The sequence below is a fragment of the Marinomonas sp. ATLA20 genome (genome assembly GCF_057180105.1).
The window spans coordinates 80,852-98,895 of record NZ_JBXUKU010000002.1 but is presented as its reverse complement, the minus strand read 5'-3'; the positions used below and the strand labels follow the sequence as shown (position 1 = coordinate 98,895).

At 43.2% G+C, this 18,044-nt stretch carries 16 protein-coding genes; 10 read left to right on the top strand and 6 right to left on the bottom strand.

Annotated features, from left to right (window positions below):
* The first annotated feature begins 63 nt into the window (after positions 1-63).
* The 7 genes from AC2A4J_RS04870 (at position 64) to AC2A4J_RS04840 (ending at position 8,720) form a co-directional block, all read left to right on the top strand.
* Positions 64-1,095: an AraC family transcriptional regulator gene (locus tag AC2A4J_RS04870; protein ID WP_484175141.1), complete on the top strand. Its 1,032-nt coding sequence runs from the start codon at positions 64-66 to the stop codon at positions 1,093-1,095.
* Between the two features lie 73 nt (positions 1,096-1,168).
* Positions 1,169-1,363: a hypothetical protein gene (locus AC2A4J_RS04865; protein WP_484175140.1), complete on the top strand. Its 195-nt coding sequence runs from the start codon at positions 1,169-1,171 to the stop codon at positions 1,361-1,363.
* A gap of 117 nt (positions 1,364-1,480) precedes the next feature.
* A complete protein-coding gene (pepQ, locus tag AC2A4J_RS04860) occupies positions 1,481-2,770 on the top strand; it encodes a Xaa-Pro dipeptidase (RefSeq protein ID WP_484175139.1) in 1,290 nt (429 codons plus the stop codon).
* Positions 2,771-3,072: 302 nt separating this feature from the next.
* The gene (locus AC2A4J_RS04855; RefSeq protein WP_212916578.1) at positions 3,073-4,065 is read left to right on the top strand and encodes a tripartite tricarboxylate transporter substrate binding protein; all 993 of its coding nucleotides are present in this window, start codon (positions 3,073-3,075) and stop codon (positions 4,063-4,065) included.
* A gap of 79 nt (positions 4,066-4,144) precedes the next feature.
* Positions 4,145-4,660: a tripartite tricarboxylate transporter TctB family protein gene (locus tag AC2A4J_RS04850; protein WP_212916579.1), complete on the top strand. Its 516-nt coding sequence runs from the start codon at positions 4,145-4,147 to the stop codon at positions 4,658-4,660.
* A 7-nt stretch (positions 4,661-4,667) separates the two neighbouring features.
* A complete protein-coding gene (locus AC2A4J_RS04845) occupies positions 4,668-6,176 on the top strand; it encodes a tripartite tricarboxylate transporter permease (protein ID WP_212916580.1) in 1,509 nt (502 codons plus the stop codon).
* Between the two features lie 402 nt (positions 6,177-6,578).
* On the top strand, positions 6,579-8,720 hold the full coding sequence (locus AC2A4J_RS04840) for a methyl-accepting chemotaxis protein (protein WP_484175138.1): 2,142 nt from the start codon (positions 6,579-6,581) through the stop codon (positions 8,718-8,720).
* Between the two features lie 128 nt (positions 8,721-8,848).
* Here AC2A4J_RS04840 and AC2A4J_RS04835 read toward each other — a convergent pair whose 3' ends face one another.
* The gene (locus tag AC2A4J_RS04835; RefSeq protein ID WP_484175137.1) at positions 8,849-10,702 is read right to left on the bottom strand and encodes a bifunctional sugar phosphate isomerase/epimerase/4-hydroxyphenylpyruvate dioxygenase family protein; all 1,854 of its coding nucleotides are present in this window, start codon (positions 10,700-10,702) and stop codon (positions 8,849-8,851) included.
* A 331-nt stretch (positions 10,703-11,033) separates the two neighbouring features.
* On the opposite strand from AC2A4J_RS04835, the gene pcaQ reads away from it, so the two are divergent.
* On the top strand, positions 11,034-11,999 hold the full coding sequence (gene pcaQ / locus AC2A4J_RS04830) for a pca operon transcription factor PcaQ (RefSeq protein WP_484175136.1): 966 nt from the start codon (positions 11,034-11,036) through the stop codon (positions 11,997-11,999).
* 34 nt (positions 12,000-12,033) lie between these two features.
* The gene (locus tag AC2A4J_RS04825) at positions 12,034-12,975 is read left to right on the top strand and encodes an AEC family transporter (RefSeq protein WP_219703785.1); all 942 of its coding nucleotides are present in this window, start codon (positions 12,034-12,036) and stop codon (positions 12,973-12,975) included.
* A gap of 71 nt (positions 12,976-13,046) precedes the next feature.
* On the opposite strand, the gene aroQ is transcribed toward AC2A4J_RS04825, so the two are convergent.
* From aroQ to AC2A4J_RS04800, 5 genes are all read right to left on the bottom strand, one after another.
* Positions 13,047-13,499 carry a type II 3-dehydroquinate dehydratase gene (gene aroQ, locus AC2A4J_RS04820; protein WP_212916585.1) on the bottom strand — a complete coding sequence of 151 codons (453 nt, stop codon included), beginning with the start codon at positions 13,497-13,499 and terminating at the stop codon, positions 13,047-13,049.
* A 59-nt stretch (positions 13,500-13,558) separates the two neighbouring features.
* Positions 13,559-14,491: an AEC family transporter gene (locus AC2A4J_RS04815; protein ID WP_484175135.1), complete on the bottom strand. Its 933-nt coding sequence runs from the start codon at positions 14,489-14,491 to the stop codon at positions 13,559-13,561.
* Positions 14,492-14,574: 83 nt separating this feature from the next.
* Positions 14,575-15,282, bottom strand: a complete 708-nt coding sequence (locus tag AC2A4J_RS04810; protein WP_484175134.1) for a GntR family transcriptional regulator — start codon at positions 15,280-15,282, stop codon at positions 14,575-14,577.
* A gap of 136 nt (positions 15,283-15,418) precedes the next feature.
* Complete coding sequence (locus AC2A4J_RS04805) at positions 15,419-16,273, bottom strand: shikimate dehydrogenase family protein (RefSeq protein WP_484175133.1); 855 nt, start codon at positions 16,271-16,273, stop codon at positions 15,419-15,421.
* Positions 16,274-16,432: 159 nt separating this feature from the next.
* The gene (locus AC2A4J_RS04800) at positions 16,433-16,579 is read right to left on the bottom strand and encodes a hypothetical protein (RefSeq protein ID WP_484175132.1); all 147 of its coding nucleotides are present in this window, start codon (positions 16,577-16,579) and stop codon (positions 16,433-16,435) included.
* A 222-nt stretch (positions 16,580-16,801) separates the two neighbouring features.
* Between AC2A4J_RS04800 and AC2A4J_RS04795 the strand changes: the two genes are divergently transcribed.
* The gene (locus tag AC2A4J_RS04795; RefSeq protein WP_484175131.1) at positions 16,802-18,016 is read left to right on the top strand and encodes a LysR family transcriptional regulator; all 1,215 of its coding nucleotides are present in this window, start codon (positions 16,802-16,804) and stop codon (positions 18,014-18,016) included.
* The last annotated feature ends 28 nt before the right edge of the window (positions 18,017-18,044 follow it).

Genomic DNA, 18,044 nt, shown 5'->3' with positions numbered 1-18,044 from the left:
CTGCGATTAGACGATAAACATGCATCTCTGGGCATTATCAATATTCGAAGGCGAGGCAAAAACATGGTTGTCATTGTATTCCTGATTATATTTTGCATTGTGTTGTTTTTAACATACTTACTAACCTGTAAGGGGCGTTTCTTTAGCCGACAAAATGCCGTAATTGGTGCGCCTATTGATATGGTCGCAGAAGATTTAAGCGACCTTACTAACTGGCAAAACTGGCTACCTTGGTTCATTTATGAACCCAAAGCCCATATTGATTATGAATACTTACATTCCGGCATCCATTCCGTTTTTCCCACCTGTTTAGTTTGGCAAGGTAAGCTTATTAAAGAGGGCTATATCACTTTAGAACCAGCTCGCTCTGGTGCTCATTATTTTCATACATTATTAGAAGCCCCAGCTTTTTACCCGAACGACGTACATTTCAATATTGAGCTCACCAAGCAAAAAGAACGCACTTTGGTGACCATTCAAATCACTGGTAAGCTACCTTTTTTTAGCCGCTGGAAGCAAAAACACTACAGCATCTGCGCAGAAAAAGACGCAGAACTCGCCCTACTAAAATTATTGGCTTACCTAAATAAATACAGCACAGCATCCAGCCATGAATACAACGCGCCAAGCTTTGAATGGCTTGATAAGTCGAAGCTAGAGAATATCGATGCGGTGACTCGTCCCTTCATCGTGAGCAACCAGCCGATGTCGCAAAAAATGGATCAAGGTTTCCATGACTTGATAACCGAGCTTGGCCCAGAAAATCCACCAGCCGGCCCAAGCTTTGCACTTTACGAAAAGGCCGATATTAACCACCATTACTTCTCCGGCCGATTAGGTATCCCTGTGCAAAACCTAGTGCCGTGTGAGCTGTGTCCAGAGCGTATTGTCTTACGCGGTAACTATTTGCATCTACGCTATGAAGGCGACTACCAAAACCTTTCTTTAGCGTGGCATGTTTTGTACAACTTTATGCGCATACAAAACTTAAAACGAGATAGGAGACACTACGGTGTAGAAATATTTGAGGTTGGGCCAGCTCAGACAAACAACTCAAAGGACTACATTACCTCGGTATATTTACCCATCAAATAATTGGCTTAGCCGCTTTTTTATGGGACAGTCTTATCTAAAGTGACCATAATCTAACAAGTAAGGAAGTGCAGACGTGACAAAACTTTATCCATTAATCGACAGCGTGATACGCATCATGCTGACCATCGTTTTTTTCTATATTTTTAAGCACTTCATGAATATTCAAAATGATTTGTTACTGGCCTTCGTTTCCGTACTTTGTGGCTTCGTGGCTTTCCGTGGTTTAGTATTTCTCTTCAACAAACTAACAGCCAAAAAACAAGAATGACAAACTGAAAATATAGCGTGCTTTAATATCCTTCCCCCTGAAAATATTACGACGCAGATTTAATGGATATAAATTCTGTGTTCTAGCTAACACTTGTCAACCAACATGAGTTTTTCTATGACCACACTCTATCAAGAACACCTAACCGTTCTTATAAATCGATATGAAAACGCCATGGCGTATTTCGGCCTAGACGGCATTGTCTTAGCATCAGGGGAAAAAAGTTATTACTTTCAGGATGATCATACTCACCCTTTTCATGCCTATTCTGGCGCACAACAATGGCTTCCTTTTACCCTAGGTGCAGAAACCTATGTGGTGCTAAAAGCGGGCGAGAAACCAACCTTAATTTGGCCTGTTCGTGACGATTTTTGGCACGCGCCAAATCCTGTTCCGAGCGGCGATTGGCAGCAAGATTGGAACATTGTTACAGCGAAAAAAACGGATAAATGCTTTACCGATTTACCCAAACAAACGGCATGGCTTGGCCCACAAGCCATGTCATTCGCTGTCGCTTGTGAGGGTTTAAAAGCCTACGTAGATTTTGACAAAGCAGTGAAGACAGACTTCGAGATTCAAGCTATGCGTCAAGCTAGCATTCGCGGCGCAGCTGGTCATATCGCGGCGAAAGAAGCTTTCTTAGCGGGCATGAGCGAGCTAGAGATCCATCTTGCATTTTTACAAGCCAGCCAACAAACCGCCACACAAGAACCTTACCCAGGAATCGTCGGTTTAAATGAGCACGCGGCTGTGCTGCACTATGAGCATAAATCCATAGCGAGAATACCTGACTCTCGCACATTGTTAATTGACGCCGGCGCCAACCAACATGGCTATGCCAGTGACATCACTCGTACCTTTACCCGCCATGATGATGACTTCAACGCTTTGATCAATGATCTAGATATAATGGAGCAAAAGCTTTGCCGCAGCGCCATGTCTGGCGTTGCTTTTAAAGATTTGCATCAAGATACCCTCGCAGGCATTGCGTCTTTGCTGCGCGAACATAAAATTTGTGCGTTAAGCGTCGAAGAACAATTAGCCAAGCGCATCCCACAAGTCTTCTTTCCTCATGGTTTGGGGCATTTACTGGGCTTGCAGGTTCATGATGTAGGTGGCCATCAGATCGATCAAGCTGGAACGTTAAGCAAGCCAGATGACAATGCCCCGTTTTTACGCCTGACACGTACACTGGAAAAAAACATGGTAATTACCATCGAACCCGGTTTGTATTTTATTCCGATGCTACTGGATAAAATGCAAGCAGAAGTACCCAATCATGGTTGTGATATGAAACGCATTCAGCAATTCATGCCTTATGGCGGCATTCGCATTGAAGACAATGTGGTGGTGAAAAATGACCAGCCCGAGAACCTCACTCGCATCGCCTTTTCCAATCAAGCCTAAGCAAAATCGTTTACTTCTTCATCAATATCAAAGGATTGATATTGATGAAGCCTCCAATCTTACTTTTTTCTGGCCGAATCTCCCGTAATTTACATATTTAAACTTAGTCATCTATAACTAAAAGACAATAAAATGAGTAAAATATGGAATACATACAGTATTTATCAATAATCACTCATCGGCTAAGGTTACAACGGTTGCAAAATATCTGTTTAAGGATTAATCAGGTATTTATAGACGATAATAAAAAAAACACTAACCAAGCCAAAACCATCGCAAGATGGACGCTACAGAGGCCCCTAATGAAAAAAACAACAATTGCGTTACTAGCAGCACTATCCCTTACTTCCAGTCTAACTCTCGCTGATTATCCTACCAAAGACATTCAAGGCATTATCCAATGGGGAGCCGGTGGCTCAACTGATACGGTTATGCGCTCTATTGCCCCACACGTTGAAAAAGAGCTTGGAGGCGATATCATCCTGACCAACAAAACTGGCGGTGTTGGTGCTATTGCGACTAAATATGTCAATGCGAAAAAAGCCGACGGTTACACCCTTCTGATGGGTGCCGAAAATCCTCAGATGTATAAAATCCTAGGGCTTTCCAATATCGACTACAGCGATATGATTGCAATAAATGTATTGGCTCGTGGGACGCCAATTATTGTGGCAAACAACGACGCACCATTTAATACCATGCAAGAACTCATCGAGTATACAAAAGCTCATCCAGGCGAAGTAAAATTCGGCTCTACAGGCCCTGGCGGATTAACCTCTATTGTGACTGCCATGCTGGACTCTCAAGTCAAACTAAACTACATCAGCATTCCGTACAATGGTGATGGTCCAGCGTTAACAGCACTACAAGGTGGTGCTATTGATGTAATGCCTGCTGTATTAGGCGCGACCATCGAACAAATTAAAGCGGGCCGAATGAAAGCCATCAGCCTTGTCGACGTGGAGTCAAATAAGCTACTTCCTGACCTTGCGCCTATTACCGATGCATTACCAGGTATGAAATCTTACTTACCATGGGGACCTTTCTTTGGCGTGTTCGTAAAAAAAGGCACACCAGATGAAGCCGTAGAAAAACTACAAGCGGCCTTCCAAAAAGCTGCTTACAACAAGGACTTTGTTGACCTAATGCAAAAGCGCGGTTTTACCATCATGAATATTTCTGGTAAAGAAGCTGATTACTTCCTAGAAGCTTACCGTTCAACGTCTTCTTGGCTAGTACATGACGCTGGTTTTAGTAAGTTCTCACCAGAAGAGTTTGGCATCCGTAAACCATAAGGCAGCCACTCCTTTTTGATCCTAGACGCGACTTACTCACTGTAAGCGCGTCCCATCTTTTGTTTTATCTGGAGTTACAATGTCCAGTCAATCTCCTTCATTAACAACTCGCAAACCCGGCGAGCGTATTTTTTGTTTTCTGCTGGTTTTAGGAAGTGTTTATCTGTTTTGGCAAGCTTATAAAATTTCAGGCTTCAGCTCGTTAAGCTCTCCTGGCGCTTTTCCACTTGCCGCCTCCGCTGCCATGGTACTGGCATCCTGCGTGACGTTTTTGAATACGCTGAAAGCACCAGCCGCAGAAGATGTTCGTTTCGTTTATCACTGCTTCCCGCCAGTAGTGGCGTTTATTATGGCGTTGATTCTCATCTATTCAGTGGTTTTAGAAAGTCTAGGATTCGTTCTGACAAGCTTTGTTTTTCTGTTTATTTCCATCCAGTTTTTATATCGACGCAGTCCACTCACGACGCTCGCTATTACATTGCTATCACTGATTGTTGTGTACATTATTTTCCGCCTCGTTTTTCAAGTCGTGCTTCCCGAAGGCATAATGCCTGAGCGCGAAATTCTATCCTCAATAACATCTTTGTGGAGATAGTCATCTTATGGATGCTTTTAATTATTTCGCCATGTCTTGGCTGTCCCCAGAATTACTAGGCTTAACAGCGCTAGGTACTTTCTTAGGGATTTATGTCGGCGCGATTCCCGGCTTATCGGTCACTATGGCCGTTTCTATTTTGATCTCGTTTACGTTCTCATGGGACGTGAATTACGCACTGTGTCTTATGGTTGGCGTCTATATGGGCGGAGTTTATGGTGGTTCTCGTACCGCTATATTACTCAATATCCCAGGCGCACCTTCCGCGATTGCTACGGCATTAGACGGTTACCCGTTGGCGAAAAAAGGCTTAGCTGGGGAAGCCATTGGTTTGTCTACGGTTATGTCCGTGGTCGGTGGTTTTGTCGGCATTATCGTCTTGGCGATTGCGGCACCGACAGTGAGTGAGTTTGCCATCACCTTTCAACCACGTGATTACATGATGTTGGGCATACTCGGCATTATGTTAGTAGGCTCTTTGTCTGGTAGCAGTTTGGCACGAGGTATTTTTGCGGGCGCTCTTGGACTATTGATAGGTACCGTTGGTCTAGACCCTATGACAGCTGAGGAGCGCTTTACGTTTGGCGTGGTCGAGCTTTGGGATGGCATTAACCCTGTTGCGGTGATGATTGGTATGTTTGGTATCTCTGAAGCCTTGCATCAGTTACACCATATGAACAAAGCCGTAGTGAAGCAGAAGATATCTCGCATCATTCCGAAATGGTCAGACATTAAAAAGTACATGCCACTTAGTCTACAAACGTCTTTCATTGGCGTCATTGTAGGAGCGTTACCCGGAACAGGTGGTGATATTGCCGCTCTGATGGCTTACGACCACGCTAAACGCGTTACCAAAAATCCAAAAGTCCCATTTGGAGAAGGCGCCAAAGAAGGCTTGATCGCACCAGAATCGGCGAATAACGCCGCAGTCGGTGGTGCTTATATTCCAATGTTAACTTTGGGAATTCCTGGCGACGCAGTAACCGCGGTATTCATTGGCGCCTTGTTTATACATGGTTTGAATCCAGGTCCTTTGCTGTTAGTCGAACAACCTCACATGTTCTGGTTTACCGTCGGCAACCTAACATTAGCCAATATTTTCGTGCTGATCTTTGGCTTAACTGGCATCAAACTATTCTCGAAAATCGTCGAATGCCCTAAAGGCATTTTGATTCCGCTGATTTTCCTTTTATCTATTGTTGGCGCTTATGCAATTAACAATGCCATTACAGATATTTGGTGGATGTTAGCCTTTGGCGTGTTTGGCTACTTTATGCGCCTCTATGGTTTTCCGGTTGGCCCTGTAATCTTAGGTGTAATTCTGAGTTCACTAACCGATGAAAACTGGCGTCGTGCCATTCTGACGGAGCGCGGCAGCGTGAGCGATTTGTTTATCAATATGCTCCATAGCCCACTATCAACCGTATTGTTCAGCGTGATTGTATTGATCCTCTTTACTAAATCTCCTATTTGGACGAAATGGTTAAAACGGAAAGTTTTTCGCCCATCTGCATAGCTTTTTATTAGCAATAAACAAACACCGGCTGTCTCGTTTAATCAATGACACAGCCGGTTTTTTTAGGCTCCACCATTCAAAAATACTTATTATTGATTCTTGGCTAATCCTTCAATTTACATCTGAAAGCGCCATATTGTTGATTCTTATCGCCAAAACGAACCAATCTGGAGCAATAAAAACCATAAAAAAACCAATACGGTGCAAGCCTAAAATATCAAGATTAAATAAAACACTGTTTTATTCTTTATATCCAGTCGAATTATAATGTCACTTTATAAGTTTGCAGTACATCAAACTAAAGTTTTAAATTGAGAAAACAATGGCAAAAAAATTGCTTTTTTAAAGCTCCCCTAAGCGCCTGCAACGAAGTAGTGCTTAACGCAATGGAGCGATATAGACATGAGTTTGAAAAGCAATCAGATGTTACTTTCAGCAAAAGAACGTCGTTGGTTACCTTGGTTTGGCAATACTGGTCGACTCTCTCTTTTTTGGTCATGCTACTTAAATAAAGAAACCTATCCTAATATCGAAAAAACCTTTGAAAGCATTGCCAACACAAGGGTAAAACTACTCAATACTTGGGTAAATAATCAATGGTCGCAGTTGGATGTTTTGTTAGAAATCATCACCGGCTCATTCCCACATATTGAACAAGAAGCGCTAGAAGAACGCCTAAACATAGTGCCTGATGTATCCGAATATTTTGTGATTGATACTCAAGGCAAAGTGCTCAAATCCACATACAAAGATCGCGTTAATAAAATAGACTTACAAGCTAAAGCAGTAGAAGCTGGCTTAAATCATCAGTTCCTCCATGGACCTTATGTGGACCAAAACACGCTAAGCATTGGTGCTTCCAGCTCAAAATTCCATGATGCCGTGACGCTGATGTTCTATCTGCCAATTAAACAAAACGGTGTCAGCGTAGGTGCCATTTGCGCTCGTGTTCCCAATGATGTTGTTGGCGACCTGATTCAGCGCGAAGCCGGACATATTTATAAAGAATCCGGCGACAACTATTTGTTCATGGTGAAATCTGAGTTCGACAAATCCCTACTACCCGGAACAGCGCTTTCCCGTTCACGTTTTGAAGACAATACCTTCAGCCATGGAGAGAATCTAAAAGGCGGAATCACAACAAATTGGGGAGCTGTAAAAGTTCAACAGCATACCGAATTTGAAATCCGCTTTACTGACCCAGCAACAAAAGAATTGCATCCAGGGGTACGAGAAACCATTAAAAACGGTCAGAATCTTTTTGTAACTTACCCAGGCTATTCTGACTATCGACACATTCCCGTTATCGGTAAAGGCGTCACCTTTCAGTTAAAAGGCAGCCCAGACACATGGGGAATGATGTGTGAAGGCGATTTGGAAGAAGTCTATCGTCGTCGCTCTATCAATCTAAAATTAATGAAAAGCTACCTAATGGCCTCCAGTGTTCCTCTTGTCGTTAGTACCTCATTACAAGCCTACACCAATTTATCCATCGTCTTGACCAGCGTGGCGGCTTTCGCCAGCTTAGGCGTTGCTGGGCTGCTGTTTAATAGGCTCAGCACCAAAAAAATAAGCAGCAGCATGAGCCAAATGACGGAAGTAATTCAAACCATCGCAGAGGGTGAAGGCAACCTTAAGCAGCGTCTTGACGACGATCTTGCCAACGACGAAACCGGCGATATGGGACGCTGGATGAACAGCTTTATAGATAATCTTGATACCACTATGGGACAAGTTATCTCTGCCAGCACCAACGTTAAAAAGTCTAATGACTTTATGGTTCGTACTAATGAAGAAGCTAGTCAAGCCTCACATTATCTCGAGTCCACCGTAGAAAGCATGCTTAACGTATTTCAACAACAAATAAACGAAGTGCAAAACGCATCGAAAACCGCGGATGATTTGAAGCAAGCGATGAATCAAGTAGCAGCAGAAACACAATCTCGCTTGCTAGACGCCAAAAAAGGCACACAAGAAATACGCGATGTAGTACGTGCCACGGCGGAATCAGTAAAGTCACTAGATCAAAAAACCAATGAAGTTGCCGGTATCATTACCACCATCTCGGACATCACCAACCAAACTAATTTATTGGCATTAAACGCCGCTATTGAGGCCGCAAGAGCGGGCGAACATGGACGTGGATTTTCCGTGGTGGCCGATGAAGTACGCAGTCTAGCGTCCAAAACAGCCGCCGCTGCAGAAGAAATACAATCCATGCTAGAAGGTATTCAGGAAGAAACACGCAGTGCGGTGAGTTTTATGGAAAAAGGCGCAGAAAATGTCGATAAAAATCTCATGGCAAACGAACAAACCAACACTGGCGACAGTGCCTTGTATGCCTTAGTCGACACCATGTTTGAGACTATTTTATTGCTCAATGAAAGCAACAAAGAAAATGCAAAAACTGCCCATGAAATGGGTGCAGCGACAGAACAAATGCAACGCTCGATTGCTGCACTACAAAGACGCTCGTCCCGCGTTGGATTGTCAGCATTAAAACTCAACTCGCTGGTTGGTCAGTTCCAAGTAACCGCCAAATAACAAAAAGACGCAACTGTCTTTTTCACTTTATTAAAGCAAAAAAAACCGGAGGAAGTTTCCTTCCTCCGGCATAGTTTCCTCACAAAAGGATACGCCTAAAATACATCATTCCCCGCAATGACAATGATTTATTTTTTCTCTTGGCGCGCCTGTGAGGCAAGACGGACAAATGCATTCGCTTCGCCATAACGGCTGTAATTACCAACTCGTTGTACAACTTCAAAAAAGACGCCATGCACTTCTTCTGTATAAAAATGGAAGAATTCACCTTCGTCATTTTGGTCATACATGATGTTGTGTGACTGCAATTTTTTAATCATCTCTGCAGGCAAGCCAAAGCGCGCTTCAATATCACGATAATAGTTCTGTGGGATTGGCAGCTGTTTTTCGCTATCAATGTTTTTTGCCGCAGCAAAAATATCATCACAAGCAAACGCAATTTGATGCACACCAGAACCTTTTGATTTCTGAATAAAACGCTGCGCCGACGCGCCACGAGCGTTGGTCATATTCAATGGAATACGTACACGTTTGTCTTTACTTAGCGCGGTACGACTCACGACCAACCCATGAATGTCCGGCAAGTCTTGACTGGCATCGATATCGAAGCCAAACAAGGACTTATAAAAGAAAGTCGCCGATAGAAAATCGGTATTGGAAACCGTTTGGCCAATGTGATCAAAGCGGGTTAAGCCAACGCCTGTTTCGCCTTGAATGCCCTGAATCGGTTTGAAATCCACTTCGAAAAAACGCACTGCAGCATCTGCTGAAACAAGGTACACCAAGCTATCACCAATACCGCGAAGCGCTGGGATATTTAATTCGCCAGGGCCTGCCTGATTATCAAAACGCTCAACTCGATAACGCTCAGCAAGAGACAAAGTAGCTTTGACGTTTTCAGAGGCAAACGCCATAGCACAAACCGATACTCCATGCTTTTGGAAATGCTCGTGAGCTTGGCTTTTCGGCTCGCGATTAAGGATCAGGTTAATATTGCCCTGGCGCATCAAGCTAACGTTTTTAGAACGGTGTTTGTGTGTTTCATGGAAACCCAACTGAGCCAAAGTATTGGTAAGCGCTTCTCCGCTTTCGCCTTCAATCGCAAATTCAATAAACTCAACATCGCTGACTTGTGGTGCAATAATCGGAGCGTTTTTTTCTTCACGTTTACTCACCGTTTGGTCATCAAGCCAAATCAATGAACGCATGCCATCAATGGCTTTTTCTAGTGGAGAAGAAGAACGGAATTCATCGTTGAAAATTTCATGAGACAAATAGTCATCAAACCCTTTGTCTTTCAAAACTTGTAAAAACTCGACCACTGGCATATCGCCTTGGCCGGGGAAACAACGGAAATGTCGGCTGTATTGCAATACGTCCATTTGTAAACTTGGTGCATCGGCCACTTGCACCAGCGCGATTTTGTTTAACGGAATCTCATCACGCAAAACATCTAGGGTATTACCACGGGAAAACATGTGGAAAGTATCTAAAATAATACCCAAATTCGGGTGATCAACACGCTTCACCAGATCCCATGCTTCATGGTAATCGGCAATATGGTAACCCCAAGCAAGGGCTTCATAACCCAGCATGATGCCTTCTTTCTTGGCTATTTCAGCAAGAGCAAATAAGTCCGCCGCGCAAACGTCACGATCTGCAGAAGAGTAAGGCTGCACGTTACTGCAAAACAACAAACGATTCGTACCCAACTCATGAGCGACATCAATTTTGTGCTGCAGCATCTTTGCCTTTTGCGAACGCATTGGCTCAGGCATGCCTTCCATATCACGAAATGGTTGTAAGGCAATAATTTCCAAGCCTAAATCTTGCGCCATACGACGCACATCTTTTGGCGTACCATCGAACTGAGTTAAGTCATTTTCGAAGATTTCCACGCCTTGAAAGCCGGCTTTTGCCGCCGCTTCAAATTTTTCTCTCAGCGTGCCAGATATGGTAACGGTTGCGAGTGCTGTTTTCATTCTTACGCCCTGACTGTCTACATTTCATAACGAAAACGATATATTAGAAACAAAGCTGTTTTTTGCTTCTATATTTACTAACATTGATGCTAGCACAAGATTTTCGTATTGAGAGTCATATTAAGAATGAAATAAAGCGCTAAAAATATATCGAAAAAGGAATACATAACACCTTTTAAAAGGCGCAACATAGGAGTGTAATATAGGAAAATCATTCCCTTATTAGCGCTTGTAACGAGCCTGATTCCTTAGCGTTTCTTACTTAGTGGCTGACTACCTAATAGCCAATTAGCAGCGACTGAAACCATGCGTGTACGATGGGAGACTTTTTATGTTAGAAAACCGTATTAAATATCGCCACCTTCAATGTTTTTTAGAAGTCACTCGCCAAGGCAGCGTCGTTCGCGCCGCCGATGTCTTAGCGCTCACCCAGCCCGCTGTATCAAAAAAACTCAAAGAACTAGAAGACATTCTGGGCGTCAGACTTTTAGAGCGCAGTAAAAAAGGCGTTGAATTGACACCGTTCGGCAATGTGTTTCTAGAGCATGCCAGCACCAGTGTTGCTGCATTACGAGAAGGCACCGAACGTGTCGCCCAAGCGCAACAAAAAGGCATCAGCCGTATTAGTATTGGTGTGTTACCGACCGTCGCGACCAGTATTTTGCCAGAATCCGTGAAGCGCTTTCGCACTGGGGGAATTGATGTTCGTCTGCACTTGGTTTCTGGGCCAAACGCCTTGTTAATGAGCCAACTAAGAGTCGGCGAATTGGATTTAGTAGTTGGTCGCTTAGGTGTTCCTGAAGCCATGTCTGGCTTGTCATTTCAGCATTTGTACTCGGAACAGGTCACCTTTACCGTTCGTCCGAACCACCCATTACTAACAAAAGAAAACTTCCAAATCAGTGATATCGCTGATTACACTGTGCTCTACCCGCCAAAAGGTTCCATTACCGCACCTTATGTAGATCGTTTTTTATTATCCCAAGGGGTTAGCACTCTCACCGATAGAATCGACACCGTATCAGATTCATTTGGTAAGGAGTTTATTCGCAACAACGATGCAGTGTGGATCATTTCCCGTGGCGTAGTAGCGCGAGAAATTTCGGATGGCGAACTGGATGAATTGCCTATCGACACAAAAGAAACATTAGGTGCAGTTGGCCTTACAACACGTGCTGACTCGGTTCCCTCTATGGCACTTAAGATGTTTATGAATGCCATTCGAGATACGGCACAAACCTTAGACAGCTATTACAAACCCATTGATCATCACCATAAAGATGGCCCAGCCATTTAAACTGCTCTTTTAGTTACAAAAACAGGAACCTTAGATGCTGACTATTGTTGCAATCACTACTCCAATTTTTATCATGATTATGTTGGGGTACTTTGCGGTTCGCGTTAAGTTGGTTCCTGGTGACACCATTGCGGGCATGGCGAAAATCGTCATGTATTTCACGCTTCCTGCATTGATTTTTAGCACCTTGGCCAGAATGGAATTTAATGAGGTTATTGTCCCAACCTATCTTGCCACATACGCCATTGGTTCAATCTTAACCCTTCTTATTGGAATGGTGATTAGCTTAAAAATAATGGGGCGTTCTTTAATAGAGAGTACGTTGAAAGGCGCGGGAATGTCCTGTTCAAACTCGGCATTTTTCGCTTATCCTGTGATGCTACTGGCCTTTAGTGATCCCCCAACGGCAGCATTTGCCATGTCATTAATCATAGAAAACATTCTGGTTCTGCCAATCACCTTTGTGATTCTAGAAATAAGCGCTTCCAGAGGACAAGGCTTAAAACCCTCCTACATGCTCTATACCGTGGTAAAAAGGTTGATCAAAAATCCGTTGATTTTGGCCGTCACTGGCGGTGTATTAGCCTCGACCTTTCATCTAGAATTGCCTGCTGTGATTGATCGAGTATTGGTCATGCTATCCGGAGCATCTGCCACACTCGCACTCATTGTGCTTGGAGGTTCATTAGTCGGAACCAGCCTAACAGGCAATGCCAAAGACATTTGCTTTGTCACCACAGGAAAACTCGTACTACATCCATTGATGATTGCTGTCGTGGCACTCTTTATGCCAGAAATGGACCGTAACCTGCTGCTCGGTGGTATCTTGATTGCAGCCGTTCCTATGATGAGTATTTATCCCATTATCGGTAGCCAGTATGGATTCCGTTCTCTTTGTGCAAGTATTTTATTGATCACCACACTGGCGTCATTCGTCACGCTTGCCGTTATTTTGTCTCTGATGGGCTTAAGCTAAGACCATCAGAAAGACAAAATGGATTATAAATGAGTATTTTGAATCTGTTTTTAACAAAGTATTAGCAAGCACTAAGCTTTGATCTTATGCACTAAGCCCTGAATCCCCAACACATACCCTTGAACGCCCATACCAACGACAATTCCCGTTGCTGCAGGGGAAATATAAGAATGATGACGGAAGGCTTCACGAGCGTGTACATTGGAAATGTGGACTTCAATCACTGGCACATCCGCGCCTTTTATTGCGTCGTGAAGCGCAACAGATGTATGAGTATAAGCACCTGGATTAAATACTACGCCCAACACTTCACCCGCTTTAATGCGACGACCAGCTTCATGAATGAGGTCAATCAAAACACCTTCATGGTTAGATTGATGGCATTCCACCTCATGACCTAATGATGCCGCCGCTTCACGACACATCGCTTCAACATCAGCGAGCGTCTCGTAACCATAAGTTGCTGGCTCACGAGTGCCAAGTAAATTTAAATTTGGACCGTTTAATACCATGATGGTAGACATAATAATTGCTCCTATAAATCAACATAAATATTCAAACAAACTGGGGGATGGTCTTACTCTTATACAAAGAATCGCAATAAGACGCTCAAGGTAAAAAATGACAACACAGTGGTTATTAACAAAGTGCTGGCGCAAAAAGTGCGCGCGCCATATGCCCCGCAAACAATGGGATAAGTGCTAAACATAGGCACTGAAGCGAATATAATTACCGCGATTTTGAATTCGTTTGCCATGTTAGGTGTAAGCAACAAGAACAAGGTAACCAGCACTGGAAACAGCACTAACTTACCAGCAGCCACCAGCAAAATAGGGCTTAGTTGACCTTTAATAGATACGCCAACTAAAGAGCCGCCAATCACAATAAGCGCCGCTGCAGAAGCCGATGCAGCCAGTAAATCCAAGCCTTTGCCAATAAAGTTCGGCAAACCTAGTTCAAAAATAGAAAACGTTAGGCCAGCGACTAACGCAATTAATAATGGATTAGTCGAGATGCGCTTTAAAACAACAATGAAAAGCGCTTTACCACTGCTTTCACTCTTACCCAACACTGTTTCTATAAAAATTAAGCAAATTGGCAGAAAGATAATATTTTCGACCATCAACGACATCACAAATGCCTGCGTCAAAGGAGGATCAAAAAACTGTAATAGGACAGGGAAGCCAATAAAAGCGCTGTTTGACATGGTTGCCCCAACACCTCTTACGCCAGCATCAACCAAACCACTTTTAAGCAATCGCCAGCTCAGCAACACAGTAATAAAAAAAGTCGCTAAACCACTCGCTGCATACACAGTAAGATAGTCAAAATGCAGGACTTCTTTCAGCTCCATGCTAGATAATTTCATAAAAATCAAAGCAGGCAAGGCAAGATACAAAACAAAACGACTTAACCCAGGAATTGCAGCTTGCGGTAGAAAGGAATATCGAACACAGATAAATCCCACAAATATCAAAAAAAAGATCGGTGCTGTGATGTTTATTACAGCTTCCATGTCACCATATCCTCGTGGTTTATTGCGTTATATGCTTTTAACTCGGCTAGAGTTTTCATCATAGAAATCATATCGAATAAGCGTTAAGCGATAGCTTTAGATTTTGTATTGAGTGATATTTTTTCAGGATCTGGTAGGACCAACCCTTTCTGAATATGCGAATCTAAGATAGTCAATACTGACTCAATTTCATCATCAAGAAGGTGTTTAAGCAATTTCTGATGTTCTTCTACAGAGGCTTGGCCGCGAAATGGCCGGCGGTGTAACGCCAACACCTGATAACGCATATAAAGTTCAATCACTGATGCGTGGTAACGAATCAACTGCTGAGAACCACAATGAGACACCATGGTAACGTGAAAGTCTCGGTCGGCTTTTTCCCATGCCTGAACATGGCTACCTTCGTCTTCCATCATCAGCTTTTCAACACAGTTCAAACGAAAATGCGCGCTGATCAAAGCGGACTTCCATTCCATTTGACCCGCTGAATTTTCCATGGATTTACGTACAGCCGACAGTTCTAGCATCTGTCTCAGCTCTAATAATTCATGTAAATCTGCAGTTGATACAGGTTTTACGGTAAACCCTTTTTGATCTACGAACAGCACAAAACCATCGGACACAAGACGCATCAAGGTCTCACGTAAAGTATTCACACTGGCATTATAACGGATGCGTAAAGCGTTTAATTTAAGCTTTTCACCGGGTGAAAGCTTTCCCGTCACAATATCTGAACGCAACTGTTCATAAACAGATTGCCCAACCAATTTACGGTCATCGGAGTTAATCATAGAAAATTCAAAGGGCCTTTCTTTTTTTTATAAGACATTCGCACTATAACACGAGCAAAGGCATTCTAATGTATAGGCAAACAGAAAGACGCCATCTGGCGTCTTTTTTGTCATGTATTCTATGGATTAATAATCTCTAGATAAGCGAACTAACTACATCGTATTTTTCACGAAACTGATCCCATACAGGTTTCACATCCGTGACTTCTTGGCCGGTAAAAATTTCAAAGGCATCAATGCCTTGATAAAAAAACAAGTCAAAGCCAGACACTATTTGCAGACCTTTCTTATTAGCCTCTATCAAAAACTCAGTATCCATTGGTGTATAAACCGCATCAAAAGCCCACTTTTGCCCTTGAATTAGTTCAGCCGCCAATGGCATGCCAGGCGTTTTCAAGTGCCCAACAGGCGTGCAGTTTACCAATCCATCGACTTCAGCGGCCGCCGCGGCAATGTCTGCTTTAGCCACAACACGCGCCTTATAGCCGGCTTCATTAATAGCATCGACCAAAGATTGAGCGTTGCGTTCACTCAAATCAGTGACCAACACTTCTGTCGCACCCACTTCAAACAAGGCAAAACCGATCGCTCGGCCTACACCACCAGCACCAATCATCAATACTTTACCTGCTGGCAAACCTCCAACACGGCCTTTATAGCCGCGAATAAAACCAGTATAATCGGTGTTGAAAGCACACACTTTGCCGTCTTTTAGCAGCAAAGTATTACTCGCACCGACTTTCTTTACCGCGTCGTTTACTTCGTCTGCACTGTCGATAGCGATTTGCTTATAGGGAAACGTTACATTCGTACCGATAAAACCTAAGGCCCGAATTTCTGCAAGCTTGGCGTTAAAAGATTCGGCGGTATCGTCTTCAGGCACTTGTAACTGGTAATCCACTGGCAACTTATTCAGTTCACCCAACATCATGTGTAAAGAAGGAGATCGAGAAGCAGCAATAGCCTGACCAATTAGACCTAAATGTAACATTGTGATTGCCTCCTACGTATTCCCAAAAAGAATGTAATAATGTTATTGCGTGAGTCCTAAAGGGAATAAAAAACGCTCCCTTTACTAAAGTAGAGGAAGCGTATACCAAAACTCATGATTTGTTGTATGACAATTTGGCATGTATTTTAATTGGAAAAATTATATCAGCATAGATTCTTTTGATACCGCATCTGTTGTAGCCAACCATTGCAATCCAGCCCCAGTGTTTGAAATCGGCAAATGATAACTAGGATACCGCTCAGTTAACGTGCCCTGTAATGCGCCACGCATTGCCAGACTCAACACCTTTAAAAGCTATTTTTCCTTTTAAGCCAAAATAGATAACTTGGTCATATACTCTCATCCATCACCCTTTTTCCATTTGAAAAATAGAACGTATGAATATTGGCATTTTTCTAATAAGAGGACTATTTTAGGCTAATACATTATAAAGTGAGTATTTACCCCTTCTTTATAATTTATTTGCTATTCATTTTTGATATAGTTAATAAAAAATAAGGAGATCTCATGGAGATAGCAATTCCTAACCTACGGCATTTGCGCGTATTTCTTGCGGTCGCAGAGCTAAAAAGCATCACCCGAGCTTCTGAACATATCTTTTTATCTCAGCCAGCTATCACTCAAGCGATCGCCAAGCTAGAAGGGTTATTGAACGCATCGCTTTTTGAGCGACATTCAGATGGTATGTATCCCACTCCGTCGGGTGAAGTGTGGCAAAAACGTGTCGGCCGAGCGATCGATCATATTCAAACCGCTACACAAGAAATCGTTAAAGACACGACTCAAAAAGAACGCTCACCTAAAAATCTCATAGCCTTAATTAGCACAACCCAATTAAGAGCGTTAATTGCCGTGAGCGAAGCACAAAACTTCAGCATTGCCAGCCGGAATTTGGCCGTATCACAATCATCGGTACATCGTGCCGCTCGCGATTTAGAGCGCCTACTCGGCGTTGTGTTATTCGAAAAAAACAGTCTTGGTACCAGTGCGACAAAAGCGGCACAAACGTTATCCAAAGCCACCAAACTGGCTTTTAGTGAATTGCGCCAAGGGATATATGAGATCAATGCCTTACAAAGCAAAGATGTCAGTACCATCACTATTGGCAGTATGCCATTGGCTCGTATGACTATTTTACCTAAATCGATTTTGCAGTTTAACGAACGTCACCCTGATGTGAACATCAATGTCACCGAAGGTCCCTACGCCGATTTGCTTCACCACTTACGCCAAGGTGACATCGATATTATCTTAGGTGCATTACGTCATCCAACACCAGCTGACGACGTCGTTCAAGAGGAGTTATGGGCACCGCCATTGTCAGTGGTGGCTCGTAAAGATCACCCATTAATGAACAAACAACATATCAGCGCACAAGATCTCGCTGAGTTTGCTTGGGTTGTTCCCGCCAAAGGCACACCCACTCGACAAGCCTTCGAAGACATTTTCAACGACGCCGGTATCGCACTACCTACACGCTTAGTTGAGTCCAGTTCGCAGATACTGATTCGTGAGTTATTAATCGAAAGTGATCGTCTAACATTAATCTCTGCACACCAAGTGGAGCGCGAAATTAATATTGAATTACTCAATGTAATCAATTTTCCACTGGATCATACTCGTCGACCAATTGGGCTTTGTGTCCGAAAAAGCTGGCTTCCGACCGTCACACAATCCCATTTCCTTAGTTTATTACGCGATATTTCAGAACGTTTTCGATGACGTTTTTGAAAGACATCATTGCAAAAAA